28 protein-coding genes are annotated in these 22,632 nt (G+C 69.2%); 5 read left to right on the top strand and 23 right to left on the bottom strand.

Annotation, left to right across the window (positions count from 1 at the left end; translation table 11 throughout):
• Nucleotides 1-12: 12 nt before the first annotated feature.
• From D4766_RS08985 to D4766_RS08975, 3 genes are read right to left on the bottom strand one after another with little or no spacing between them, the layout of a single operon-like run.
• A complete protein-coding gene (locus tag D4766_RS08985) occupies nt 13-1,038 on the bottom strand; it encodes an NAD(P)H-dependent flavin oxidoreductase (RefSeq protein ID WP_194955755.1) in 1,026 nt (341 codons plus the stop codon).
• Nucleotides 1,039-1,078: 40 nt separating this feature from the next.
• The gene (gene purT / locus D4766_RS08980; protein ID WP_120717157.1) at nt 1,079-2,242 is read right to left on the bottom strand and encodes a formate-dependent phosphoribosylglycinamide formyltransferase; all 1,164 of its coding nucleotides are present in this window, start codon (nt 2,240-2,242) and stop codon (nt 1,079-1,081) included.
• A 10-nt stretch (nt 2,243-2,252) separates the two neighbouring features.
• Nucleotides 2,253-3,533 (bottom strand): aspartate kinase, encoded by a 1,281-nt coding sequence (locus D4766_RS08975; protein ID WP_120718145.1) that lies wholly within the window; start codon nt 3,531-3,533, stop codon nt 2,253-2,255.
• A 52-nt stretch (nt 3,534-3,585) separates the two neighbouring features.
• On the opposite strand from D4766_RS08975, the gene ubiG reads away from it, so the two are divergent.
• On the top strand, nt 3,586-4,344 hold the full coding sequence (gene ubiG / locus D4766_RS08970) for a bifunctional 2-polyprenyl-6-hydroxyphenol methylase/3-demethylubiquinol 3-O-methyltransferase UbiG (protein WP_120717156.1): 759 nt from the start codon (nt 3,586-3,588) through the stop codon (nt 4,342-4,344).
• On the opposite strand, the gene D4766_RS08965 is transcribed toward ubiG, so the two are convergent.
• The 9 genes from D4766_RS08965 to D4766_RS08925 form a co-directional block, all read right to left on the bottom strand.
• Nucleotides 4,341-4,838, bottom strand: a complete 498-nt coding sequence (locus D4766_RS08965; protein ID WP_120717155.1) for a nucleoside deaminase — start codon at nt 4,836-4,838, stop codon at nt 4,341-4,343. The genes ubiG and D4766_RS08965 overlap by 4 nt on opposite strands.
• A complete protein-coding gene (locus D4766_RS08960; RefSeq protein WP_120717154.1) occupies nt 4,835-5,860 on the bottom strand; it encodes a glycerophosphodiester phosphodiesterase family protein in 1,026 nt (341 codons plus the stop codon). The genes D4766_RS08965 and D4766_RS08960 overlap by 4 nt, the downstream gene beginning before the upstream one ends.
• Nucleotides 5,861-5,900: 40 nt before the next feature.
• Entirely contained in the window at nt 5,901-6,416 is a 516-nt protein-coding gene (locus D4766_RS08955) for an ATP/GTP-binding protein (protein WP_120717153.1), read from the bottom strand.
• Nucleotides 6,413-6,991 carry a nicotinamide riboside transporter PnuC gene (pnuC, locus tag D4766_RS08950; RefSeq protein WP_120717152.1) on the bottom strand — a complete coding sequence of 193 codons (579 nt, stop codon included), beginning with the start codon at nt 6,989-6,991 and terminating at the stop codon, nt 6,413-6,415. Before pnuC ends, D4766_RS08955 begins: the two co-directional genes overlap by 4 nt.
• A gap of 10 nt (nt 6,992-7,001) precedes the next feature.
• Nucleotides 7,002-7,349, bottom strand: a complete 348-nt coding sequence (locus D4766_RS08945; protein WP_120717151.1) for an ArsC family reductase — start codon at nt 7,347-7,349, stop codon at nt 7,002-7,004.
• 57 nt (nt 7,350-7,406) lie between these two features.
• Entirely contained in the window at nt 7,407-7,796 is a 390-nt protein-coding gene (locus D4766_RS08940) for a hypothetical protein (RefSeq protein WP_120717150.1), read from the bottom strand.
• 57 nt (nt 7,797-7,853) lie between these two features.
• Complete coding sequence (locus D4766_RS08935) at nt 7,854-8,198, bottom strand: antibiotic biosynthesis monooxygenase family protein (protein WP_120717149.1); 345 nt, start codon at nt 8,196-8,198, stop codon at nt 7,854-7,856.
• A gap of 18 nt (nt 8,199-8,216) precedes the next feature.
• The gene (ruvC, locus tag D4766_RS08930) at nt 8,217-8,681 is read right to left on the bottom strand and encodes a crossover junction endodeoxyribonuclease RuvC (RefSeq protein ID WP_120717148.1); all 465 of its coding nucleotides are present in this window, start codon (nt 8,679-8,681) and stop codon (nt 8,217-8,219) included.
• Nucleotides 8,682-8,756: 75 nt separating this feature from the next.
• The gene (locus D4766_RS08925) at nt 8,757-9,500 is read right to left on the bottom strand and encodes a YebC/PmpR family DNA-binding transcriptional regulator (RefSeq protein WP_120717147.1); all 744 of its coding nucleotides are present in this window, start codon (nt 9,498-9,500) and stop codon (nt 8,757-8,759) included.
• A 53-nt stretch (nt 9,501-9,553) separates the two neighbouring features.
• Between D4766_RS08925 and D4766_RS08920 the strand changes: the two genes are divergently transcribed.
• The gene (locus tag D4766_RS08920; RefSeq protein ID WP_120717146.1) at nt 9,554-10,288 is read left to right on the top strand and encodes a CPBP family intramembrane glutamic endopeptidase; all 735 of its coding nucleotides are present in this window, start codon (nt 9,554-9,556) and stop codon (nt 10,286-10,288) included.
• Here the strand turns inward: D4766_RS08920 and D4766_RS08915 are convergent.
• The 3 genes from D4766_RS08915 to D4766_RS08905 form a co-directional block, all read right to left on the bottom strand.
• Nucleotides 10,285-11,163 (bottom strand): SDR family oxidoreductase, encoded by an 879-nt coding sequence (locus D4766_RS08915; RefSeq protein WP_120717145.1) that lies wholly within the window; start codon nt 11,161-11,163, stop codon nt 10,285-10,287. The genes D4766_RS08920 and D4766_RS08915 overlap by 4 nt on opposite strands.
• 164 nt (nt 11,164-11,327) lie before the next feature.
• Nucleotides 11,328-11,564, bottom strand: a complete 237-nt coding sequence (locus D4766_RS08910; RefSeq protein WP_067676531.1) for a DUF2312 domain-containing protein — start codon at nt 11,562-11,564, stop codon at nt 11,328-11,330.
• An 82-nt stretch (nt 11,565-11,646) separates the two neighbouring features.
• Complete coding sequence (locus D4766_RS08905) at nt 11,647-11,958, bottom strand: DUF1244 domain-containing protein (RefSeq protein WP_120717144.1); 312 nt, start codon at nt 11,956-11,958, stop codon at nt 11,647-11,649.
• Nucleotides 11,959-12,010: 52 nt separating this feature from the next.
• On the opposite strand from D4766_RS08905, the gene pyk reads away from it, so the two are divergent.
• Complete coding sequence (gene pyk / locus D4766_RS08900) at nt 12,011-13,474, top strand: pyruvate kinase (RefSeq protein ID WP_120717143.1); 1,464 nt, start codon at nt 12,011-12,013, stop codon at nt 13,472-13,474.
• On the opposite strand, the gene D4766_RS08895 is transcribed toward pyk, so the two are convergent.
• The 4 genes from D4766_RS08895 to metX are packed head-to-tail and all read right to left on the bottom strand — an operon-like array spanning nt 13,471 to nt 17,502.
• Nucleotides 13,471-14,475: a histone deacetylase family protein gene (locus D4766_RS08895; RefSeq protein WP_120717142.1), complete on the bottom strand. Its 1,005-nt coding sequence runs from the start codon at nt 14,473-14,475 to the stop codon at nt 13,471-13,473. The genes pyk and D4766_RS08895 overlap by 4 nt on opposite strands.
• Nucleotides 14,472-15,824, bottom strand: a complete 1,353-nt coding sequence (locus D4766_RS08890) for a glutamate--tRNA ligase (RefSeq protein WP_120717141.1) — start codon at nt 15,822-15,824, stop codon at nt 14,472-14,474. The genes D4766_RS08895 and D4766_RS08890 overlap by 4 nt, the downstream gene beginning before the upstream one ends.
• A complete protein-coding gene (gene metW / locus D4766_RS08885; RefSeq protein ID WP_120717140.1) occupies nt 15,821-16,408 on the bottom strand; it encodes a methionine biosynthesis protein MetW in 588 nt (195 codons plus the stop codon). Before metW ends, D4766_RS08890 begins: the two co-directional genes overlap by 4 nt.
• Nucleotides 16,405-17,502 (bottom strand): homoserine O-acetyltransferase MetX, encoded by a 1,098-nt coding sequence (metX, locus tag D4766_RS08880; protein WP_120717139.1) that lies wholly within the window; start codon nt 17,500-17,502, stop codon nt 16,405-16,407. Before metX ends, metW begins: the two co-directional genes overlap by 4 nt.
• Before the next feature lie 90 nt (nt 17,503-17,592).
• On the opposite strand from metX, the gene D4766_RS08875 reads away from it, so the two are divergent.
• Nucleotides 17,593-18,693 (top strand): pyridoxal phosphate-dependent aminotransferase, encoded by a 1,101-nt coding sequence (locus D4766_RS08875; RefSeq protein ID WP_120717138.1) that lies wholly within the window; start codon nt 17,593-17,595, stop codon nt 18,691-18,693.
• Nucleotides 18,690-19,595, top strand: a complete 906-nt coding sequence (locus tag D4766_RS08870) for a prephenate/arogenate dehydrogenase family protein (protein WP_120717137.1) — start codon at nt 18,690-18,692, stop codon at nt 19,593-19,595. Before D4766_RS08875 ends, D4766_RS08870 begins: the two co-directional genes overlap by 4 nt.
• Here D4766_RS08870 and D4766_RS08865 read toward each other — a convergent pair whose 3' ends face one another.
• Genes D4766_RS08865 through ftsE form a run of 4 tightly spaced genes read right to left on the bottom strand, consistent with a single transcriptional unit; the run spans nt 19,596 to nt 22,613 of the window.
• Nucleotides 19,596-20,276, bottom strand: coding sequence for a lysophospholipid acyltransferase family protein (locus tag D4766_RS08865; protein ID WP_120717136.1), 681 nt, complete (start codon nt 20,274-20,276; stop codon nt 19,596-19,598). It abuts the gene before it with no gap.
• Nucleotides 20,277-20,287: 11 nt separating this feature from the next.
• Complete coding sequence (locus D4766_RS08860; RefSeq protein WP_120717135.1) at nt 20,288-20,818, bottom strand: YdcF family protein; 531 nt, start codon at nt 20,816-20,818, stop codon at nt 20,288-20,290.
• Nucleotides 20,815-21,747 (bottom strand): cell division protein FtsX, encoded by a 933-nt coding sequence (locus D4766_RS08855; protein WP_120717134.1) that lies wholly within the window; start codon nt 21,745-21,747, stop codon nt 20,815-20,817. The genes D4766_RS08860 and D4766_RS08855 overlap by 4 nt, the downstream gene beginning before the upstream one ends.
• Complete coding sequence (ftsE, locus tag D4766_RS08850; RefSeq protein ID WP_120717133.1) at nt 21,744-22,613, bottom strand: cell division ATP-binding protein FtsE; 870 nt, start codon at nt 22,611-22,613, stop codon at nt 21,744-21,746. Before ftsE ends, D4766_RS08855 begins: the two co-directional genes overlap by 4 nt.
• Nucleotides 22,614-22,632: the final 19 nt, after the last annotated feature.

Genomic DNA, 22,632 nt, shown 5'->3' with positions numbered 1-22,632 from the left:
CACGTCGCTTGCTCACCTACGGGCGAGCGCGGCCTCGCTTTCAGCCATCAGGCGGGCCATGATGGCGGCGACCGGTTCCTCTTCCTTGACCATGCCGACCGACTGACCGGCCATCAGGCTGCCGTTCTCGACATCGCCGTCGATCACCGCGCGGCGCAGGGCGCCGGCCCAGTAATGCTCGATCTGGAGCTGGGCCTCCATCATCTCGACGCTTTCGCTGTCGAGCAGGCCGGCGACCTCGCGCTGCTTGGCGGTGAAATGCTCGGTGCCCTTGTTCTTCAGCGCGCGGACCGGGATCACCGGCAGGCGCGGGTCGACCTGCACGCTCGCCACCGCATCGCGCGCGCCGGCGCGAAAGAACGCCTTCTTGAAGTCGGGGTGCGCGATGCTCTCGGTCGCGCAGGCGAACCGGGTGCCGAGCTGGACGCCGACCGCGCCCATTTCGAGGTAGCCCGCAATCGCTTCGCCCCGGCCGATCCCGCCGGCGACGAACACGAGGTGGTCTTCGCTGAGTTCGGGCAGGAATTCCTGCGCCAGCACGCTGGTGGATACCGGGCCGATGTGGCCGCCGGCCTCCATCCCCTCGATCACCAGCGCGTCGCCGCCCGAACGCAGCAGCTTCTTGGCGAGCGCGAGCGTGGGCGCGAAGACGATCACCTTGCCCCCGAAGGACTTGATCGCCTCGACGCTGCCCTTGGGCGGGATGCCGCCCGCCAGCACCACGTGGCCGACCCCGTGCCGACCGCAGACCTCGATCAGATCGGTGAGCTGTGGGTGCATGGTGATGAGGTTCACGCCGAAGGGCTTGTCCGTCATCGCCTTCGTCGCGGCGATTTCGGCATCGAGCAGTTCGGGCGTCATCGCCCCGCAGGCGATCACGCCGAACCCGCCCGCGTTGCTGATCGCGGAGACGAGGTTGCGCTCGCTGACCCAGCTCATCGCTCCGCACAGGATGGCGTACTCGCTGCCGAGGAAGTCCCGGCCGCGGGCCATGAGAGCGTCGGTCTTCGGATAGGAGGTCTTGGTCTCGGTAGTCATGGCCAGCGCGATTAGGCGGCGGCGGCCACGCGGGCAAGCGTCACGCGCCGTAGTCGATCCGCACCTTGGCGGCAGCATCGCGCGCCTTGCGGCGGGCCTCGTCCACGTCGCCCGCGGTGGCAAGCGCCACGCCCATCCGCCGATAGGGGCGGCTGGTCGGCTTTCCGAAGATGCGCAGGTCGGTGCCGTCCTCCGCCAGCGCTTCGGCAAGGCCGGAGTAGCCGAGCCGGTCGCTCTCGCGGTCGGCCAGGATCACCGCGGAGGCGGCCGGGCGCGCGCGGATCGCGGCGGGCACCGGCAACCCCAGGATCGCCCGGGCGTGGAGGTCGAATTCGCTGAGGTTCTGGCTTGCCAGCGTGACCATCCCGGTATCGTGCGGGCGCGGGCTGAGCTCGGAGAAGACGACCTCGTCTCCCTTCACGAAGAACTCGACCCCGAACAGGCCCCAGCCGCGCCCGTCGCCCTTCAGCGCCTCGACAACGGTGCGGGCCATGTCCTGCGCGCTGGCGATCGCCGCGGCGGACATCGGCGCGGGCTGCCAGCTTTCCTGGTAATCGCCGCGTTCCTGCCGGTGCCCGATCGGCGGACAGAACGAGATGCCGCCCGCGTGGCTGACGGTGAGCAGGGTAATCTCGTAGTCGAAGTCGACGAACGCCTCGACGATCACCCGCGTACGGTCGCCGCGCATGCCCGCGACGGCATGGTCCCAGGCCGCATCGAGTTCGCCCGCGTCGCGCACGGTCGACTGCCCTTTGCCGCTCGACGACATGACCGGCTTGATCACGCAGGGAAAGCCGGTGAAGCCGGCCGCCGCGCGAACCTCCTCGATGCTTTCGGCATAGCGGTAGCGCGAGGTCGCGAGGCCCAGCTCACCTGCCGCGAGATCGCGGATCGCATCGCGGTTCATGGTGAGCTGCGCCGAGCGGGCGGAAGGGACCACGGCGAAGCCTTCCGCCTCGAGTTCGGCGAGCACTTCGGTGCGGATCGCCTCGATCTCGGGCACGATGAGGTCGGGGCGGTGCTTTTCCGCCACCGTGCGCAGTGCCGCGCCGTCGAGCATGGAGAACACCTCGCGCGCGTCGGCCACCTGCATCGCGGGCGCATCGTCCGCGATCACCCGCGCGCCGAGCCGCTTGGCCGAGACGACGAACTCGCGCCCCAGTTCGCCCGAACCGAGCAGGAGGATGGTCGCGATGTGGCTCATCGCCCCCGTCTCAAGCCGCGCCGTCCACCGAGTCGAGGCCGTAGGCGGTGTGCAGCACGCGGACCGCCAGTTCGGTCTCGTCCTCGTCGATCATCACGCTGACCTTGATCTCGGACGTAGAGATCGCCTGGATGTTGATGCCGCGCTCGGCGAGGCTCTTGAACATCGTCGCGGCGACACCCGCATGGCTTTTCATGCCCACGCCCACGACGCTGATCTTGGCGATGCGGCTGTCGGTGATGATGCGGTTGAAGCCGATCTCCTGCCGCCGGTTCTCCAGCAGCGCCTCGGCCCGGGCGAGGTCGGCCTGGGGCACGGTAAAGGTCACGTCGGTCTCGCCCTTGTCGCGGCCGACGTTCTGGATGATCATGTCGACGTTGATGCTCGCCTGCGCCAGCGGTTCGAAGATGTGCGCCACCGCGCCCGGCTTGTCGGGCACGCGGGTGAGGATGACCTTGGCCTCGTTCTTGTCGTGCGCGATGCCGGTGACGTGCTGGCGTTCCATTTCGCCCTTCTCCACTAGGTCGTTCATTTCCCCTTCCGAAACGATCATCGTGCCGGGGAGGTCGTCGGCGGGAACCGCGTCGTCGCCGATGAAGCTGGAGAGGACCTGCACCCGCACGCCCTCCTTCATCGCGAGGCCGACGCTGCGGGTCTGAAGGACCTTGGCCCCCACGCTCGCGAGTTCGAGCATTTCCTCGTAGGTCACCGCCTTCAGCTTGCGCGCCTTGGCGACGATCCGCGGGTCGGTGGTGTAGACCCCGTCGACGTCGGTATAGATGTCGCAGCGGTCCGCCCCGATCGCCGCGGCCACCGCCACCGCGCTGGTGTCGCTGCCGCCGCGCCCCAACGTGGTGACCCGTCCGTCGTGACCTACGCCCTGGAAGCCGGGGATCACCGCGATCTCGCCCGCCGCCATGCTGGCGAGGAGCGCGTCGGAATCGACGTCCTCGATCCGCGCCTTGGCATGCGCCTCGATCGTGTGGATCGGCAGCTGCCAGCCGAGCCAGCTTCGCGCCGGACAGCCAAGCGCCTGCAGCGTGAGTGCGAGGAGGCCGCTCGTTACCTGTTCGCCCGATGCGACCACCACATCGTATTCGGCCGGGTCGTAGAGCGGATTGGCCTCGCGGCAGAAATTGACGAGGCGATCGGTCTCGCCCGCCATCGCGCTGACGACCACGGCGACTTCGTTGCCCCCTGCAGCCTGCTTGCGCACGATGTTGGCCACGCGCCGGATGCGCTCGGTCCCGGCCATGCTGGTGCCGCCGAATTTCATCACGATCCGCGCCAAGCCGTTCACGCTCCTGCTGGATGACCCACGCCCGCGCTGTTAGGGATGCGGCATGAGCGATGCAACAACCCCCGCCGATACCAAAACTTCGCGCGGCCAAACGATCCGGCCGGAAGAAGCGGCGCATTTCGGCCGGCTGGCGGCGGACTGGTGGGACCCGAAAGGGTCGAGCGCGATGCTTCACCGCCTCGGCCCCGTCCGGCTGAAGTTCATCCGCGAGGCGATCGACATGCACTGGGGCGGCGACGTGTTCGGCGTACGGCCGCTGGCGGGCAGGAGCGCGCTCGACGTGGGGTGCGGCGCGGGGCTCCTCACCGAACCGCTCGCGCGGCTGGGGGCAGACGTGACCGGGGTGGACGCAGCGGCCGAGAACGTCATGGCCGCCGCCGCCCATGCCGAAGGCGGCGGTCTCGACATCCGCTACATGGCCGGCGAGATCGGCGACCTCGACCTCGGCACGTTCGATCTCGTCACCAGCATGGAGGTGATCGAGCACGTCGCCGACAAGCCCGCCTTCGTCGCGGCGCTGGCGGGCAGCCTCGCGCCGGGCGGCCTGATGGTGCTGTCCACGCCCAACCGCACGGTGCAGTCGCGCCTGCTGCTGGTGGGCGCGGCCGAGGCGATGGGGATGGTCCCGCGCGGCACCCACCATTGGGACGACTTCGTCACGCCCGACGAACTCGCCGACCTGCTGGCTGCCGAAGGGCTGGCGATGGGCACGCCCACCGGGATCGCATTCTCGCCCGCGAAGGGCCTGCACCTGTCGAACGACCTGTCGCTCAACTACATCGTCACCGCGACGCGGGCCTAGTCGTTCGCTTGCATGTCCTCGGGCACGTCGTCGCCGGGGCGGAAATAGAGCGCGGCGCACTCGCCGGCCAGGACCCCGCCCTCCAGCGTCAGGTCGTCCTTGTAGGCGTCGGCGACGTAGTCGAGCGTCGAGAGGTGCCGGTCCTCGAAATACATCTCGTGCACCTCGTCGCGGCCCGCGCCGTAGACGATGCGGCCGACCCCCGCCCAGATGCTGGCGAAGGTGCACATCCCGCACGGCTGGAGCGTGGAATAGAGCGTCGCGCCCTCGATCCGCATGTCGCCGTGCGCCGCGCCGGCTGCGCGCAGGGCGACGATTTCGGCATGGGCGGTGGCATCGCAGCATTCGGCGGTGCGGTTGACCCCGCGTGCGACCTCGCGCCCGTCCAGCACCACGATCGCGGCGATGGGCGTGTCGGCGGGATCGGTGCCCTTCTCGGCCACCGCGTGATCGAGGGCCGCCCGCATCCAGTCTGCGTCGGAAGGCTTGCTCATCGTTTCCTCAGCGGCACGGCGAGCGCCGGATCGTCGGTGAAGATGCCGTCGACCCCGGTCGCCGCCAGCGCCCCGAACGCGGCGGCATAGTCCCCGGCCGCCGCCTCGCCGCCGCCCTTGCGGAAGGGCGCGGGGAGGAAGGCGTTTTCCTTGCGCAATGTCCACGCATGCACTTTCAGGCCCGCCTCGTGCGCGGCATCGACGAGCCCGGTCGGCTTGCCGTCGGCCGTAACGACCAGGCGCGTGTCGACCCCGATGGCGTCGGCATACCCGGCGATCTCCGCAAGACCCGCTGGCGCGATCATCCCGGCATAGGTCATGCCCGCTTCGTCCGCCGGCCCGCCCTCCGCGGCGACGAGCTGCACCAGCGGCAGGTCGGTCAGCCGGTCGAGCCGTTTCAGGGGCGCGATGTCGAAGCTCTGGACGAACATCGGCACGGTTTTCCCGTCGAGCCCTTCGGTCTTCAGCGCGCGGACGAACAGGTCGACGGTGTCGATGCCCTGTTGCAGCAGGTAGGTCGGGTGCTTGAGTTCGGGATAGAGCCCGACCGCCCGCCCGCTTTCCGCCACCTTGGCGCGCACGAGCGTCACGATCTCGTGGAAGGTCGGCACCTGGTACAGCCCGTCGTAGCGCATGTTGCCGCGCCGCAGCACGCCCAGCCGCTCCTTGGCGCGAAGGGTGCGCAATTCGGCAAGCGTGAAATCCTCGGCGAACCAACCGGACACCAGCCGGCCGTCGATCTCGGCAGTCTTGCGGCGATCCGCGAATTCTTCGCGGGCAGCGACGTCGGTCGTGTCCGACAGCTCGTTCTCGTGCCGCGCGACGAGGACGAGGTCCTTGGTCGCCACCAGGTCGGGCTCGATGAAGTCGGCCCCGGCGTCGATCGCCCGTTCGTAGGCGGCCAGCGTGTGCTCGGGCCGTTCGCCGCTGGCACCGCGGTGGGCGATGACGGTCTGGGCGTGGGCGGGACCGGCGGCGGCGAACGCGCCCAGCGCGGCGAGCAGAACGGGGAGGAAGCGCATCGCCCCGCCCCTTGCCGATGCGATCCTGAACCTCACCCGATCACCGGTACCCGGCCACGCGGGCGATTGCCGCGCGGGTCGCCGCCTCACGCTGGGCCCAGTCGCCGGAAATCGTCTCGTAACGCACGCCCGCAGTGCGGAGCAATTCCTCCGCGATTCCGGCGAACTGCGCGCGCGCTTCCTCCAGCCCGAAGAAGCGCGTGCGGTCGAACACCCACGGCACGTCTGGCGCGAACAGCAGGTAGAGTTCGGCCTTCTCGAACGAGACGAGCTCGCCGGGTATCTCGCCGAACAGCATGTGCGCCCAGGCGGCGGTCATCAGCGGATCGGTATCGAGCAGGACCAGCGGCGGATCGCCTTCACTCGCCGCGTGCATAAGCCGGTCCTGTTCGCGCGCGATGGTCAAAAGGTCCTGCATCGTGAAATCGGTCGTCACCGTCTCGGCATAAGTCCGGCCGTATTCGGGCACCAGCGGACAGCCCAGCTCGCCCGCCAGCAGCGCCGCGAGGCTCGACTTGCCGGTGCTCTCGGCCCCGTGGAAACACACCCTGATCATACCGCCACTTCCCCCCGGGCCGCGCGCCTCCATTCACGCAGGCCCACGACCGACAGCACCAGGAACGCGGCATAGAGCACCGCGAGCAGGTGCAGGTCGCGCACCAGATAGAGGACGATCGAGACCGCGTCGACGACGATCCACAGGATCCAGTTCTCGATGCGCCGGAACGCGAGGAGGAGCTGGGCGGCCACGCTCATCCCCGCGACCGCGCTGTCGGCCATCGGCAGCGCGGCATCGGTATGCACGCCGAGGAGGAGCCCCACCGCGATGCTCGCCGCGGCGGTGACGCCGAGCCATGCGATCCGCGCCGGCCACTGCATGCAGCCGACCGGAACCGCGGTATCCGGGCCTCCGCTCGTGCCCGCCCGCGACCACAGGACCCAGCCCCAGATGTTGGCGATGAAAAAGAACGCTTGCAGGCCCGTCTCGGCATAGAGCTTCGCCTCGAACAGGACGAAGCCGATGCACGTGACCATGGCCATCGCGGCGGGGAAGTTCCACACCGAGCGGCGGATGAGGAGGACGATGTTGAGGAAGCCGAGAGCGGTCCCGGCGATCTCCAGCGGGTTCACGCCCGGCCGTTCATCGGAGCGCGGCGGTCCATTCGGCTTCGTCGAACCCGACCAGCAGGCCGCCGTCGTGCTCGACCACCGGGCGTTTGATCATGGAAGGCTGCGCGGTCATCAGCCGGATCGCCTTCTCGGCGTCGAGATCCACTTTTTGCGCGGGCTCGAGCTGGCGGAAGGTTGTACCGCGCCGGTTGAGCAGCGCTTCCCAGCCGACTGCCGCAACCCAGGCGCGCAGCTGGTCGGGATCGGTGCCTTCCTTCTTGTAGTCGTGGAAAGCGTAATCGACGCCGTTCGTATCCAGCCAGGCGCGCGCCTTCTTGACGGTGTCGCAGTTGGGAATGCCATAGAAGCGGGCGGTCACGGTGGGGAATCTCCTGTCGTCACCGCCCGCCTAGCGCGGGCGTGCGCGGTCGCGAAGTCAGCCGACGCGGAAATCCACGATGCGGCCGTCGCTGCGGAAGGTGCAGGTGAATTCGTCGGTGCGGCTGTCGCGGCTGTCGATCCGGCCGAGCACGCGGACGGTGTCGCCGCCCTGGCGCACGTCGGTGATCTGGACCCGGCCGTACCGCGAGGCCTGCCGGCCGCACGCATCGACCGCGGCGCGCTCGAAATCGTTCATGTTGTAGTTGTTGTTGTAGTTGCCGGTCGTGCCGCCGAGAATGCCGGCGAGCAGGCCGCCCAGCGGATCGTAGCCGTACCCGTTGTTGTAGCCGCCGCCGTATCCACCGCCGTAGCCGCCTCCGTAGGTGGTGCAACCGCCAAGAGCGAGGGAGCCGGCGAGTGCTGCGGCGATAACGGATGTGCGCATGTCTGTATCCTTTTGGGTAGAGGGCGACACGTCCACCATCGCGCCGGAATGCCGACTCTACGCGGCAGGCCGCGTGTCGTTCCGCGAGGGGTGCGGTCGGTCGGCGGCGAAGCGGTGGACCCGCACGTCGCCGCACGCGAACAGGGTGTAGTCGGCGTAGTATTCGGCGCGGCCCCGCCGCTGGACGCCGCGATGCTCCTCCAGCCTTCCCCATGCGCGGGCCGCGGCCTCGTCCGCCCATTCGCTTATCGCGACGACCTCGCCGTCGTCGGCGGTGTAGGACTTGAACGAGAGGAAGCCCGGCTGCGCTTGCGCGAGGCGCTCCATCGCCGCGGCATCGGCGGCGTAGGCACCGCTATCGATGTCGGCGCGCTTGCGGTTGCGGAAGACGACGAGGAACATCGCGCCGCCCTCCCCCGCTCAGCCGAGGTGCGCGTCGGCGATGGCGACCGCGAGCGCGTCGGCCGCGTCCGCGCCGGCGACCCGCGCGCCGGGCAGGAGTACACGCAGCATCGCCTGGACCTGCGCCTTTTCCGCCCCGCCGGTGCCGACGACCGCCTTCTTGACCAGCCGCGCCGCGTGTTCGCGCACCGGTACGCCCGCGCGGCCGCACGCCGCCAGCACCGCGCCCCGCGCCTGGGCGAGCTTCAGAGTCGATTGCGGGTTCTTGTTCACGAAGACTTCCTCCACCGCGACCCGGTCGGGCGCGTGGACCGCGATCAGCGCGGCGATGGCGTCGTGGAGATGATGCAGACGCTCGGCCATCGGCGCCTTCGCGTGCGTCGGCACCTGTCCGTTGGCAAGGTGCGACAGGCGCGATCCTTCGGCACGGATCACGCCCCACCCGGTGCAGCTGAGCGACGGGTCGAGGCCGAGGATGATCATCGGCGCACGATCATCGGCGGATGAACGCTGTCGGAGCGGTCGGTATCGCCGAACAGGCGACGACCGCCCGGCCCATCAGCCCATCTTCTCGAGAATCTCGTCGCTGACCTCGTAGTTGCCCCAAACGGTCTGGACGTCGTCGTCGTCGTCGAGCGCGTCGACCAGCTTCAGCAGTGTCGCGGCGTTGGCCTCGTCGACGTCGACCGTCAGGTTGGGCTTCCACGCGAGCTTGACCGATTCGGGTTCGCCGAGCGACTTTTCGAGCGCGCTCGCGACTTCGTGCAGGGCTTCCATGTCGGTCCATATGGTGTGGCCGTCGGCGGTGCTCTCGATGTCGTCGGCACCCGCTTCCATCGCGGCTTCCAGCACCTTGTCCTCGTCGCCGGCGCTCGCCGGGTATTCGATCAGGCCCTTGCGCTCGAACCCGTGGCTGACCGCGCCGGTAGCGCCCAGGTTGCCGCCGTTCTTGCTGAACGCGGTGCGCACATTGGTGGCGGTGCGGTTGCGGTTGTCGGTCAGCGCCTCGACGATCAGCGCGACGCCGCCGGGGCCGTACCCCTCGTACCGGATTTCCTCGTAATCGTCGCCTTCGTTGGCGCTCGCCTTGTCGATCGCTCGCTGGATGTTGTCCTTGGGCATCGAGGCCGCCTTGGCGTTGTTCACCGCCAGCCGCAGGCGCGGGTTCATGTCGGGATCGGGCATCCCGCTCTTGGCCGCCACGGTGATCTCGCGGCTGAGCTTACTGAACTGCGCCGAGCGCTTCTTGTCCTGCGCGCCCTTGCGGTGCATGATGTTCTTGAATTTGGAATGGCCTGCCATGGGTCCGTTCTGACTGTTGTTCTGGGCGGGAAAAGTGGGGGCGCATTAGCCACATGGACGGGCAGCCGACAAGAGCCGGATCGCGCGGACTGGTGCGAGGCGAATGGGCGCGGGTATGGGATTTGCTGAAGCGCCCCGTCCTTCCACCGCGGGCCGAGCTTTCACCCGGCGGGACCCTGCGCATGCTGGGGCCGCTGTTGCTGCTCGACGTGGCGCTGATGGTCGTGCTGATCGGCGGCGTCGGGATCGCGGCGGGACTGGGCTTCGAGATGCCCGAACACCTGCTGGCCGACATGGCGCTGACGCCGGCGGTCGTCGCCGCCCTCGTCCTCGCCGCGCCGATCGGGGAGGAGATCGTCTTTCGCGGATGGGTCTCCGGGCGGCCGGGCCACGTCCTGGCGACGATCCTGCTGCTGGTGGCGGTCGCCGCCGCGGTGTTCGGGCGAGAGAACATGGCGATGCTGGTGGTAGCCCTGATCGCGCCGGTGCTTGCGCTCGCCGCGCTGTTCCTGCTGCGCCGGCGCGACGCGATGAGCTGGTTCGCGAGGGCGTTTCCGGTGCTGTTCTACGTGAGCGCGGCGATCTTCGCACTCGTCCACCTGACCAACTACGCGAACAGCGGCATGGCGACGGCGCTGCTCGTGCCGCTCGTCGTGCCGCAGTTCGTGCTCGGGTTGCTGCTGGCCTACATCCGGGTCCAGCGCGGGTTGTGGAGTTCGATGGTGTTCCACGTGCTCCACAACGCGCTGTTCGTCGGGCTGATGCTGCTGGGCAGCAGCGCCGCCTAGCCGTTGACGACGATCCCGCCGTTCGGGTGCAGGACCTGTCCCGACATGTAGCTGGAATCCTCGCACGCCAGGAACAGGAACGCCGGGGCGACCTCGTTCGGCTGGCCCGGGCGGCCCATCGGCGTGTCCTTGCCGAAGTCGTCCATCTTTTCGGGCGGCTGCCCGCCCGAGGGGTTGAGCGGCGTCCAGATCGGCCCCGGCGCCACGGCGTTCACGCGGATGCCGTGCTCGATCAGGTTCTCCGACAGCGAACGGGTGAACGCGGTGATCGCGCCCTTCGTGGCGCTGTAGTCGAGCAGGATCGGCGCGCCCTTGTACATCGTCACGCTGGTGCAATTCACGATCGCCGCACCCTTCTTGAGGTGCGGGCGGGCGGCCTGGACGAGGTAGAACATGGAAAAGATGTTCGACTGGAACGTGCGCTGCAATTGCTGGACCGTGATGTCGGTCACGTCCTCGTCCGGGTGCTGCTCGCCCGCGTTGTTGACGAGGACGTCGAGCTTCCCCCACTTCTCGATGGTCTTGTCGACCAGCGCCTTGCCCACGTCGGGATCGCCGAGGTCGCCCCTGTGCAGGATCGCCTCGCTGCCTTCGTCCGCCACGCGGTCGGCGGTGAACTGTGCGTCGTCGTCTTCCTCGAGATAGGCGATCGCGACCTTGGCGCCCTCGCGCGCGAAGAGGATCGCGGTGGCCCGCCCGATACCGCTGTCCGCGCCGGTAACGATCGCCACCTTGCCCTTAAGCCGGCCCGAACCGGGATAGCGCGGCTGCCACTCAGGCTTGTCGTCCATCTGCGATTCGTGGCCGGGCATCCGCGGCTCTTCGTTCGTCTCCTCGACGAAGGCCTGGTCGACGGTTTCGGTATCGGTGGTCATCTTTGCAGTTCCTCGAATTGGGGTTCGAGGTTGCAATGAACGGGGCGGAACGGGCGTTCCTTATCCTGCGATAGAAGCGCGCTCAGCCGAGGCCGAGCGCTGCCTTGCCATCGGTCGCAGGCGTCAGCCGAGGCCGAGCGCTGCCTTGCCATCGGTCGCAGGCGTCAGCCGAGACCGAGCGCCGCCTTGTAGGTGTCGAGCACCATTTCCATCTCCGCGCGGTCGTCGGGCTTCATCTTCCGCAAGCGGACGATCTGGCGCATGATCTTGGCGTCGTAACCGACCGCCTTGGCCTCGGCATAGACGTCGCGGATGTCGTCGGCGATGCCCTTCTTCTCTTCCTCGAGGCGTTCGATGCGCTCGATGAGAAGGCGCAGGCGGTCGTCGGTGGCGTCGGCCATTTCAGGGTAACTCCGGCAATGTGAGAATCGGTCGGCCGCGCGATAGCCAGCCGTACGGAGCGTTTGAAGGTGCCGTGGAAAACTATTCGGGCGCGTTGCGCTCCATGCTCGCGGCCATGCGGTCGAGCTGTTCCTGCGTGGCGGGCGACTGGTGGCGCTCCTTCCACTGGGCGGCCGGCATTCCGTGGACGAGTTCGCGCGCCTCGGCCTTGTCGCCCGGGAAGCCGGCATCGCCGATCCAGTCGGCGAGGCAGTTGCGACAGAACCCGGCGAGCCCCATCAGGTCGATGTTCTGCGCGTCGGTCCGGTGGCGCAGGTGGCGCACCAGCCGGCGGAAGGCGGCGGCGGCCTGCGCATCGTCGAGGCGGTCGAGCGGGTCCGAATTCGTATCCATCGAAGCTAACAATCCTTTGTCTTGCACCGTTGCCCTGCCATAGGCGGACGTCATGCAGAAGCTCGAACCGCGCAGCCGCAAGGTCAAGGTCCTTGCCACCGTCGGCCCCGCCAGCCGCAGTCCCGAAATGCTCGAGAAGCTGCTCGTCGCGGGTGCCGACGCCTTCCGGGTCAACATGAGCCACGGCGAGCATGCCGACCATGCCGCCACGATCAAGGCCATCCGCGAGCTCGAGAAGACATCGGGCCGTCCGATCTCCATCCTCGCCGACCTGCAGGGTCCCAAGCTGCGCGTCGGCCGCTTCAAGGACGGACAGGCGGTGATCCGCCATTCGGGCCACTTCACGCTCGACCGCGACCCCGCCCCCGGCGACGAGACGCGCGTCGAACTGCCGCATCCCGAACTGTTCGGCATCCTGCAGAAAGGGCAGCGGCTGCTGATCAACGACGGCAAGATCCGTCTGAAGGTGATCAAGGCCGATGAAGACGCGATCCTGTGTTCGGCCGAAGTCGGCGGGGTCATCTCCGACCGCAAGGGTGTGAACGTGCCCGATGCCGAAGTGCCGATCCCGGCGCTCACCGAAAAGGACCGGCGCGACCTCGCCTTTGCCGTCCAGCAGGGGGTCGACTGGATCGGCCTCAGCTTCGTCCAGCGGCCCGAGGATCTGGCCGAAGCGCGCAAGCTGATGGGCGGATACGGCGCACTCTGCGCCAAGATCGAGAAGCCGAGCGCGGTGAAGCGCCTCGCGGAAATCCTCGAGATGAGCGACGGCATCATGGTCGCGCGCGGCGATCTCGGGGTCGAGCTCGACCCGGAAGAAGTGCCGCCGCTCCAGAAGAAGATCGTCGACCTGGCGCGCAACGCCGGCAAGCCGGTGATCGTCGCGACGCAGATGCTCGAATCGATGATCGAGAGCCCGACGCCCACCCGCGCCGAGGTCTCGGACGTGGCCAACGCGGTCTACGACGGCGCCGACGCGGTGATGCTCAGCGCGGAAACCGCGGCGGGCGACTGGCCGGTCGAAAGCGTCGCGATCATGAGCCGCATCGCCACCCAGGTCGAACGCGACGACGCCTACATTGGCCGGGTGCGCTATCTCGACACCCCGCCCGACCGCACGACCGCCGACGCGCTGGCGCACGCCTGCATGACCATCGCCGATACGGTCGCCATCTCCGCGGTCGTCGTATTCACCGGTTCGGGGAGCACGGCCCGCCGCGTCGCACGCGAGCGGCCGAGCGTGCCGATGCTGGTCCTGACCCCCAGCGTGAAGACCGCACGCCGTGTCGGGCTGCTATGGGGCGCGACCGCCGTCGCCACCAAGGATATCGGCAGCTTCGAGGAGATGATCGCCAAGGGAAAACGGATGGCGCTGCGCCATCGGTTCGGCAAGGCGGGCGACAAACTGATCGCGCTCGCCGGCGTCCCCTTCGGCACGCCCGGCAGCACCAACCTGCTCCATGTCGTCACGCTGACCGGCGACGAACTGAAGCGGCACGTGAGCAACGACGCCTAGGCGAACCCTTCGAGGAATGCGGCGACGTTCGCGCCCAGCGCGTCCACCGCGTAGCCGCCTTCCATGACGATCGCGGTCAGCAACCCGAGACCGGCGATCGCGGCGCCCATCGCGGTGTAGTCCGCGGTTTCGATCCGGAACTGCGAGATCGGGTCGCCCGCGAAGGTGTCGGCGCCGTAGGACACGACCAGGATGGTCGCGCCGAAGTCGGCGATGGCCCGCAGCGCGGTGCCGAGCGCCGGGGCGTAGTCGGCCCATCCCGTACCGCGCGGCAGCGGCAGGTTCAGCGTCGCGCCTTCGCCCTCGCCTGCGCCGCGCTCGTCGGCATGGCCCCAGAAGAACGGGTAGTCGGTCCGGGGATCGGCGTGGATCGAGGCGAAGAGCACCCCGCCATCCTCGTAGAACAGATCCTGCGTCCCGTTGCCGTGGTGATAGTCGACGTCGAGGATCGCCACGCGGTGTCCGGCCGCCTCGGCCGCGCGGGCGGCGATGGCGGCGTTGTTGAGGAAGCAATAGCCGCCCAGATAGTCGCGGCCGCAGTGATGGCCGGGCGGACGACAGAGCGCGAAGGCGCTGCGGTCCCCGCCCAGCACCGCGTGGGTCGCGGCGAGAGCGGCTTGCGCACCCCAGTAGGCCGATTGCCACGTGCCCGCCGCGATGGGGCTGCTGGCGTCCATCGCGTAGGCACCGATCCGCGCATCGACCCGCTTCAGCGCCAGCGGGCGGCGGCGGACGACCGGGAAGCTGTAGCCGATGGCGTCGCCCGTCCGGCCCGCGGCCAGCCAGTCGTCATGGGCGGTCTGCAGGAAGGCGAGGTAGCCGGGATTGTGCACCGCCAGGATCGGGTCCATCCCCCGATCATCCGGCAACTCGCCCGCACCGATCGCGGCGACGATCGCGTCGAGCCGTTCGGGCACTTCGGCGAACGGGGTCCACTCGCCGTTGTGCAGTTCGCGCACCGGAGCATGGTCCCGCTGGCGGGGATCGTGGAACACCTTCATGCGCCGGCCGCCCGCAGCAGCCGCCGGCGGACCGTATCTTCCCCCAGCAGCGGCAGCAGGCGCGCCATTTCCGGGCCCGAATCCTGGCCTGTCAGTGCCCGGCGCAGGGGCAGGAACAGCGCCTTGCCCTTGCGGCCCGTGGCCTCCTTGAGCGCCCCCGTCCAGACGGCCCACGCATCGTCCTGCCATGCAAGATCAGCCTCCGCCTGCCGGAGAAAAGCGCGCGTGTCGGCGTCGAAAACAGGCAGGTCGATGGGCCCCGTCACCACACGCCACCAGTCCGCCGCATCCGCGACCTTTTCGAGGTTCGGACGGATCGCGAGCCAGGCCGCCTCGTCCATGCCCGCAGGCAAGCGATCGGCCACCGCGACAAAGGGAAGCTGGTGGACGATGCCGTGGTTGACCCGGTCGAGCTCGGCCTCGTCGAACCGAGCGGGCGCGCGCCCGAAGGTAGAAAGGTCGAACGTGTCGACGAGGGTCTGCCGGTCGGCGATCGGCTCCACCGGCAACGAGGTGCCGAGCCGCGCGAGCAACGCCACCACGGCGTCCGATTCGATCCCGCTCTCGCGTAGGGCCGCGCCCGACAGCGATCCCAGCCGCTTCGACAGCTTGCCCTCGGTACCCACCAGCAAAGCCTCGTGGGCAAACCGCGGTAGCGGCCTTGCTGCACCGAAGCCCGCAGCATGAAGCGCGGTAAACATCTGAATTTGCGCGGCCGTGTTGCTGACATGGTCCTCGCCCCGCAACACGTCGGTGATGCTCATCTCGATATCGTCGATACAGCTCGGCAGCATGTAGAGCCAGCTTCCGTCCGCGCGGCGCACCACCGGATCGGAGAGCTGCGCGGGATCGAAGTGTTGCGGCCCGCGGATGCCGTCGTTCCACTCGATGGGTTCCGCCGGATCGAGCGCGAAGCGCCAGTGCGGTGCAGTCCCCTCGGCCGCGAACCGGACGTGATCGGCCTCGGTCAGCGACAATCCCGCCCGGTCGTAGATCGGCGGGAGCCCGCGCCCCAGCAGCACCTTGCGTTTGAGGTCGAGTTCCTGCGCCGTCTCGTAGCAGCGATAGACGCGCCCCGCCTGCCGCAGCCGCTCGAACGCGTCCTCGTAGATCGCCGTCCGGGCCGACTGCCGCTCCTCCGCGTCCGGTTCCATCCCCAGCCAGGCGAGATCGGCGCGGATCGCGTCGACGTAGTCCTCGCGGCTGCGCTCCGCATCGGTATCGTCGATCCGCAGCACGAAACGTCCGCCGGCCTTCTTCGCCAGCATCCAGTTGTGGAGCGCGGTGCGGATGTTGCCGACATGGAGCAGGCCGGTCGGCGACGGGGCGAAACGGGTGACGGTGGTCATGCGCTGATCTCGAATACGGCGTGCTCGGCGCGCCAGTTGGCCCCGGCGCTGCCGATCGGGCGGTCGCCGGCGAAGAACCACTCGCGTTCGATCCGCACGCGCTTCGCCGCGGCGAGCTCGCGGAAATCGGCGACGGTGACGTGGTGGATGTTCTGCGTTTCGTACCAGCTCACCGGCAGGCTGCGGGTGACCGGCATCCGCCCGCCGAACGTCAGCGCGGCGCGCATCCGCCAGTGCGCGAAGTTGGGAAACGACACGAACGCCTGCCGCCCGACGCGCAAAAGCTCGTCGAGCATCCGGTCGGGCCGCGCGGCGGTCTGGAGGGTCTGCGACAGGATCGCGGTGTCGAACCCCTTGTCGGGATAATCGGCGAGGTCGCGGTCGGCATCGCCCTGCACCACGCTGAGGCCGCGTGCCACGCAGCGTTCGACCAGCGCGGGGTCGAGTTCCAGCCCCCGCGCGTCGCATCCGCGGTCGCGCAGCGCAGCCATCAGCGCCCCGTCGCCGCAGCCGACGTCGAGCACGCGGGTGCCGGGCGTCACATGGGCGGCGATAACCGCGAGATCGGGACGCAGTTCGGTCATCCGACGAACCCCGCCACCACGCGGTCGAGCGCTGCGTGTTCGAGCAGGAAGCTGTCGTGCCCGTGCGGCGCACTCAGTTCGACGAAGCTCACCGCCGCGCCGGCAGCGTTCAATGCGTGCACGACGTGCCGGCTTTCGGCGGTGGGATAGAGCCAGTCGCTGTCGAAGCTGACGAGGCAGAACCGCGCGTCCGTGCCCGCGAAGGCGTTGGCAAGCCGCCCGCCGTGCTCCTCGGCCAGATCGAGGTAATCCATCGCGCGGGTGATGTAGAGGTAGCTGTTGGCGTCGAACCGCCGGGTGAAGCCGCTGCCCTGATGGCGCAGGTAGCTTTCGACCTGGAAATCCGCGTCGAAGCCGAATGTCTTCTCGTCGCGTTCCTGCAGGTTGCGCCCGAACTTCTCGGTCAGGCCCCCTTCGGAAAGGTAGGTGATGTGCGCCGCCATCCGCGCGACCGAAAGCCCCTTGTCCGGCGCGCGGCCCGATCCGTAGTAGTCGCCCCCCTGCCAGTCGGGGTCGGCCATCACTGCCTGCCGGCCGACCTCGTGAAAAGCGATGTTCTGGGCCGAGTGCCGCGCGGTCGTCGCGATCGCGAGCACTCGGGCGGCGCGGTCCGGAAAATTCGCCGCCATGCTCAGCGCCAGCATCCCACCCATCGATCCGCCGACCACCGCGTGCAGGCGCCCGATCCCCAATCCGTCCAGCAGCGCGACCTGCGCGCGGACCATGTCGCGGATGGTGATGACGGGAAAGCGCATGGCATAGGGCGCGCCATCCGCCGCAAGGCTTGCCGGGCCGGTCGAACCCATGCACCCGCCCAGAATGTTGGCGCAGATCACGTGGTAGCGGCCCGTGTCGACCGGCTTGCCGGGGCCGACCATCCGCTCCCACCAACCCGGTTTGCCGGTCAGGGGATGGGTGCTGGCGACGTACTGGTCGCCCGTCAGCGCGTGGCAGACGAGGATGGCGTTCGAACGATCCTCGGCCAGTTCGCCGTACGTCTCGTAAGCGATCTCGACGCCGTCCAGCGCCTGCCCGCCGTCGAGCGGCAGGGGCGCGGGGAGGGTGTATGTCTGCGGGGCTGTCGCGGGCGGCATCGACCGTCCCGATAGAGAGGAAGCTCGCCGTGGCCAACCACCGCTTTTTCTTTGATGCAACGCCTTCACCGCTGTCATAAGCGCGGCCCGATGGCCGACAGACCCACCCTGAAGCCCTGGATCGAGTGCATCCATGCCTACGTCCCGGGCAAGTCCGCCGGGGCGGACGGCACACCGCTGGTCAAGCTCTCGGCCAACGAGAACCCGCTCGGCTGCTCGCCCGCGGTCTTCGACGCTCGCGCGCAGGCCGCAGCGCCCGGCCTTTACCCCGATCCCGACAGCACCGACCTGCGCGAAGCGTTGGGGGCGAGGTTCGGCATCGATCCGGCACGCATCGTATGCGGTACCGGCTCGGGCGAACTGCTCCACTGCGCGGTGCAGGCCTTCGCCGGGCCGGGCGACACCGTGGTCATGCCGCGCTACTCGTTCTCGCTCTACCCGCTGCTGGCGGCAAAGGTCGGGGCAGAAGCGGTGCCGGCGCCGGACGCGGATTACGCCGCCAGCGCCGACAGCCTGCTGGCCAGCGTCGACGACCGCACGCGAGTCGTCCTGCTCGACAACCCGAACAACCCCGTCGGTTGCTGGCTCGATGCCGGCGAGGTCGCGCGCCTCCACGCCGGGCTGCCGACGGACGTGCTGCTCGTCGTCGATCAGGCCTATGCCGAGTATCTCGGCGAGGGACAGGACGACGGCGGCCTCGCGCTAGCAGCGGCGCACGACAACGTGCTGGTCACCCGCACGTTCTCCAAGGCCTACGGCATCGCCGGCGAGCGGGTCGGCTGGGCAACCGGCGCGCCGCACCTGATCGACGCGATCAACCGGCTGCGCGGCGCCTTCAATGTCACCGCCACCGGGCAGGCGGCCGCGCTGGCCGCACTGGGCGACGAGGCGTTCGTCGAGCGAAGCCGGGCCGAGAACGCCGCCAACCGCGAGCGGTTGGCGGGTGCGCTCGCCCCGCTCGGCAATCACGGCATTCGCGCGCTTCCGAGCGAGGGGAACTTCGTGCTCGTGCTGTTCGACGGCGCGCTGAACGCCGCGGCCGCGATGGAGGCGATCGCCGCTGCCGGTTACGCGGTGCGGCACCTGCCGGGCCAGGGGCTCGGCAACGCGCTGAGGATTACCGTGGGCAAGGCGATCGACATGGAAGCGGTCGCCGAGGCGATTCGCCGCGCGGTGGAGAAAGCAGGGTGACGTTCGGGCGCGTCGCGGTCGTCGGGCTCGGCCTCCTGGGCGGGTCGGTGGGTCTCGCGATCGCCGACAACCTGCCCGATTGCACGACCACCGGTTACGACGCCGATCCCGCCACCCGCCTCCGCGCCGCCGAACGCGGATTGGTGAACCGGGTCTGCGACACCGCTGCCGAAGCCGTGGCGGGCGCCGATCTCGTGATCTTCTGCGTGCCCGTGGGCGCGATGGGCGATGCGGCCGCGCAGATCGCGGATGCCCTGCCCGAACGTGCGATCGTCAGCGACGTGGGCTCGTCGAAAGCCTCCGTTGCCGAGGCGCTGCGGGCCGCGCTGCCCGGCGCCACGGTCATTCCCGCCCACCCGGTCGCGGGCACCGAGAACAGCGGGCCCGACGCCGGCTTCGCCCACCTCTTCCGCCACCGATGGTGCATCCTCACCCCGCCTGCCGACGCCGACCACGCCGCCACCGCGCGGCTGTCGGCTTTCTGGGAAGCGCTGGGCGCGCGGGTCGAGATCATGGACGCCGCGCATCACGATCTCGTGCTCGCGGTCACCAGCCACATCCCGCACCTCATCGCCTACACCATCGTCGGCACCGCCAGCGACCTCGAGGAAGTGACCCGGGGGGAAGTCATCAAGTACTCGGCCGGCGGTTTCCGTGACTTCACCCGCATTGCCGCCAGCGATCCGGTCATGTGGAGGGACGTCTTCCTGTCGAACCGCGAGGCGGTGCTGGAGATGCTAGGCCGCTTCACCGAAGACCTGACCGCGCTCCAGCGCGCGATCCGCCGCGGCGACGGCGAGGCGTTGTTCGACCTCTTCACCCGCACCCGCGACATTCGCCGCTCGATCGTCGAGCAGGGACAGGACGACGCGCGGCCCGACTTCGGCCGCTCGGATCACTAATCACGCGTTCAGCGCGTTGATCGCCTCGTGCACCCGGCGCTCGGCTTCCTCGCGCGGAAGGCCCGGGGGGATCGGTTCGCCGAAGCGGTAGGTGATCGTGCCGGGGCGTTTCCACTTGCGGTGATAGAGCGGCCCGCTGTCGATCGCGACCGGGACGACCGGCAGGCCGAGCAGCTTGTAAAGGCCCGCGAAGCCAGAAAGCAGCGGCGGCTGCGTGCCGTGCGGCATCCGGCTGCCTTCGGGAAAGATCACCAGCGGGCGGCCCGTCGCCGCGTGTGCCTTCGCCGCGTTGAGCATCGTGCGCAGCGTCTTCGCGCCCTGATCGCGGGCCACCGGGATGAGGCCGTAGGCGAGCGCCGCGCGGCCCCACAGCGGGATGTCGAACAATTCCTGCTTGGCGAATACGACCGGATCGCGGAACAGCGCGGGCATGTCGATCGCCTCGTAGAAGGCCTCGTGCTTCAGCGCGTAGAGCACCGGCCCATTAATCGGCGCGCCTTCCTGCACGAGCCGGATGCCCAGGAATACCCGCGCGCAGGCTCGGTGATACCGCGACCAGGCTTGCACGATCCGGTGCGACAGGTCGCGGCCCACCGGCACCGCCAGGAGCGAGGCCGAGGTGTAGAAGATCGAGCCGAGGTAGAACGCAAGGTAGAAGGCGATACTGCGCAGGACGGTCATGGTCGGGACTCCTACGCCGGAAGCAGCCGCACGAGCGCGCTCGCGATCAGCTTGTTGTATTCGAGGAACAGGGTCGGAAGGCTCGGCTCGGACCGGACGGCATCGCGCACCACCGTGACGCCTTCGGGCAGCACCTCCTCGATCTCGCCCGCGGCGCGGCGCATGTGCCAGTCGGTCGTGACGAGGCGGATCGAACGGACGCGGTGATCGGCCACCCAGGCGGCGGTCTCGGCAGCATTGCTGCGGGTATCGACGGCGGCGTAGCCCAGCACCACACAGCATTCCATCAAGCGGTCGGGCACCTCGAACTGGGCGGCGAATTCGCGCGGCTTCACCTCGCGGTCGACCCCGGTCACGAGCATCTTGCGCGCCCGTCCGCCGGCGACGACTTCGAGCCCGTGCTCGATCCGCCCGGGCCCGCCGGTGGGAATGACGACGATATCGGTGCGCACGTTTGGCGAAGGCTGCGGCAGTGCGGCGGCAAACCAGATGAAGCCGAGGGCGTAGACCACCAGCACGAACGACACGGCGCGGCGGATCACAGCATCTTCCTCAAGGCCGACAGGACCGTCCAACGGGCAGTCAGCATCGCGATGGCGACGCCCGCGATGGGGATCGCGGCGATGGCCAGCCAGTCGAACGGACCCAGCCCGCCGCCTGCGACCATGCCCGAACCGAGCGCGGCGAACTGGTTGCCGAGCACGAAGACCGCGACCATCCCGATGGCAAGGCCCGCCGCCCCGCCGGCCACTGCATCGAACCCCACCGACCGCTGGAAGATCCGCGCGATCTGCCCGTCGGTCCCGCCGAGTAGGTGGACGATCTCGATCGTCGGGCGATTGGCGCCGAGCGCGCTGCGGGCCGCGAGCCAGACGGCCGCCGCGCTCGTGAGCGCAAGCAGGACCACGAGCGCGAGGCTGAGGAGCTGGAGCGAGCGGATCGCCGCGAACACCGGGGCGAGCCAGCTCGACTGGGCATCGACCCGCGCCGCCGGGGCGGTGGCGGCCAGCGCCTGCCGCAGCCGCGCGAGCCGCGTCCCGTCGGCGGGGCCGCGCAGTTCGACGTCGACCAGCGCGGGCATCGGCACCGCCTCGCCGTCGATACCGCCGCCCAGCCACGGCTCGATCAGCGCGTCGAGCTCGCTTTCCGGCACGACGCGGATGCTCGCGACCTCGGGCAGGGCGGCAAGCGCGCGCTCGGCGGCGCGGACCTGCCGGTCGCGTTCCTCCGGCAGCGGTTCGACGACCTGCACCGTCGCCGCGCCCGAAAGCTCCGTCCGCGCACCGTCGGCAAGGTTGCTGAGCGCGAGACCGCCTGCCGCCGCGATCGTCGTCAGCGCGATCATGATGGCGATGACCCAGGGCATCGGGCCGGCGAACCGGGCGTGCGGCACCAGCGCCGCGGCACGCTCGCCGCCGAACGGCACGAGGCTGCGCGCAACCGCGCGGGTGAGGACCGGCGGGCGCTTCATGCGAAATCCTCCGCCTCGAGCAAGTCGTCGCGGTTGCGCGGTTCGCGGCGCGGCGGGAAGCGAAGCGCGCCGGTGGGGTCGTGTAGCCGCCCCTTGTCGAGCCGCATGATGAGGGAATCGGGCACCTTTCGCAGCAGGTGCACGTCGTGAGTGGCCACGACCACGGTCGTGCCGAGGCGATTGAGCGCCTCGAACAGGCGGAGCAGCTTGAGCGCCATTTCGGGATCGACGTTGCCCGTCGGCTCGTCGGCGATGAGCAGGTCCGGCCGGCCGATCACCGCGCGCGCGATCGCCACGCGCTGCTGCTCGCCGCCCGACAGCGTGGCCGGGCGCGCGTCGATGCGGTGCGTCAGGCCCACCCAGTCGAGCATGTCGGATACCGGCCCGTTGAGTTCGTCCTCGCGCACGCCCGATACGCGCAGCGGCAACGCCACGTTGTCGAAGGCGGACAGGTGCGGCACGAGGCGGAAGTCCTGGAATACGACCCCGAGCCGGCGGCGGAACGCGGGCAGCCGTTCGCGCGGGACGGTGATGACGTCGGTGCCGAACATGCGGATCGCACCCCGGCTCGGCCTCTGGGCGAGGTAGAGCAGCTTGAGCATCGAGGTCTTGCCCGCGCCGCTCGCTCCGGTGAGGAAGTAGAAACCCCCCGGATGCAGCGTGAACGAGACGTCGGTCAGCACTTCCCTGTCGGTGCCGTAGCGCAGTCCCACGTTGTCGAACGTCACGATGTCGGGCGCGTCGAAGCTCACGGCGATCGCCTCGGCGGGAGCCAGCGGGATGGGGCGGGATTGCGGGAAAACGGCATCGGCGCGCGGGCTATAGCCGCGCTTCCATGTGGAAAAAAGCCGTCTGCGTGACGGCATGGCGGCGGCGAGCCTTGTT

It is taken from the genome of Tsuneonella amylolytica (assembly GCF_003626915.1).
Classification (GTDB): domain Bacteria; phylum Pseudomonadota; class Alphaproteobacteria; order Sphingomonadales; family Sphingomonadaceae; genus Tsuneonella; species Tsuneonella amylolytica.
Note: the sequence above shows the minus strand (reverse complement) of the source record. Positions and strands in the feature narration are given on the sequence as shown.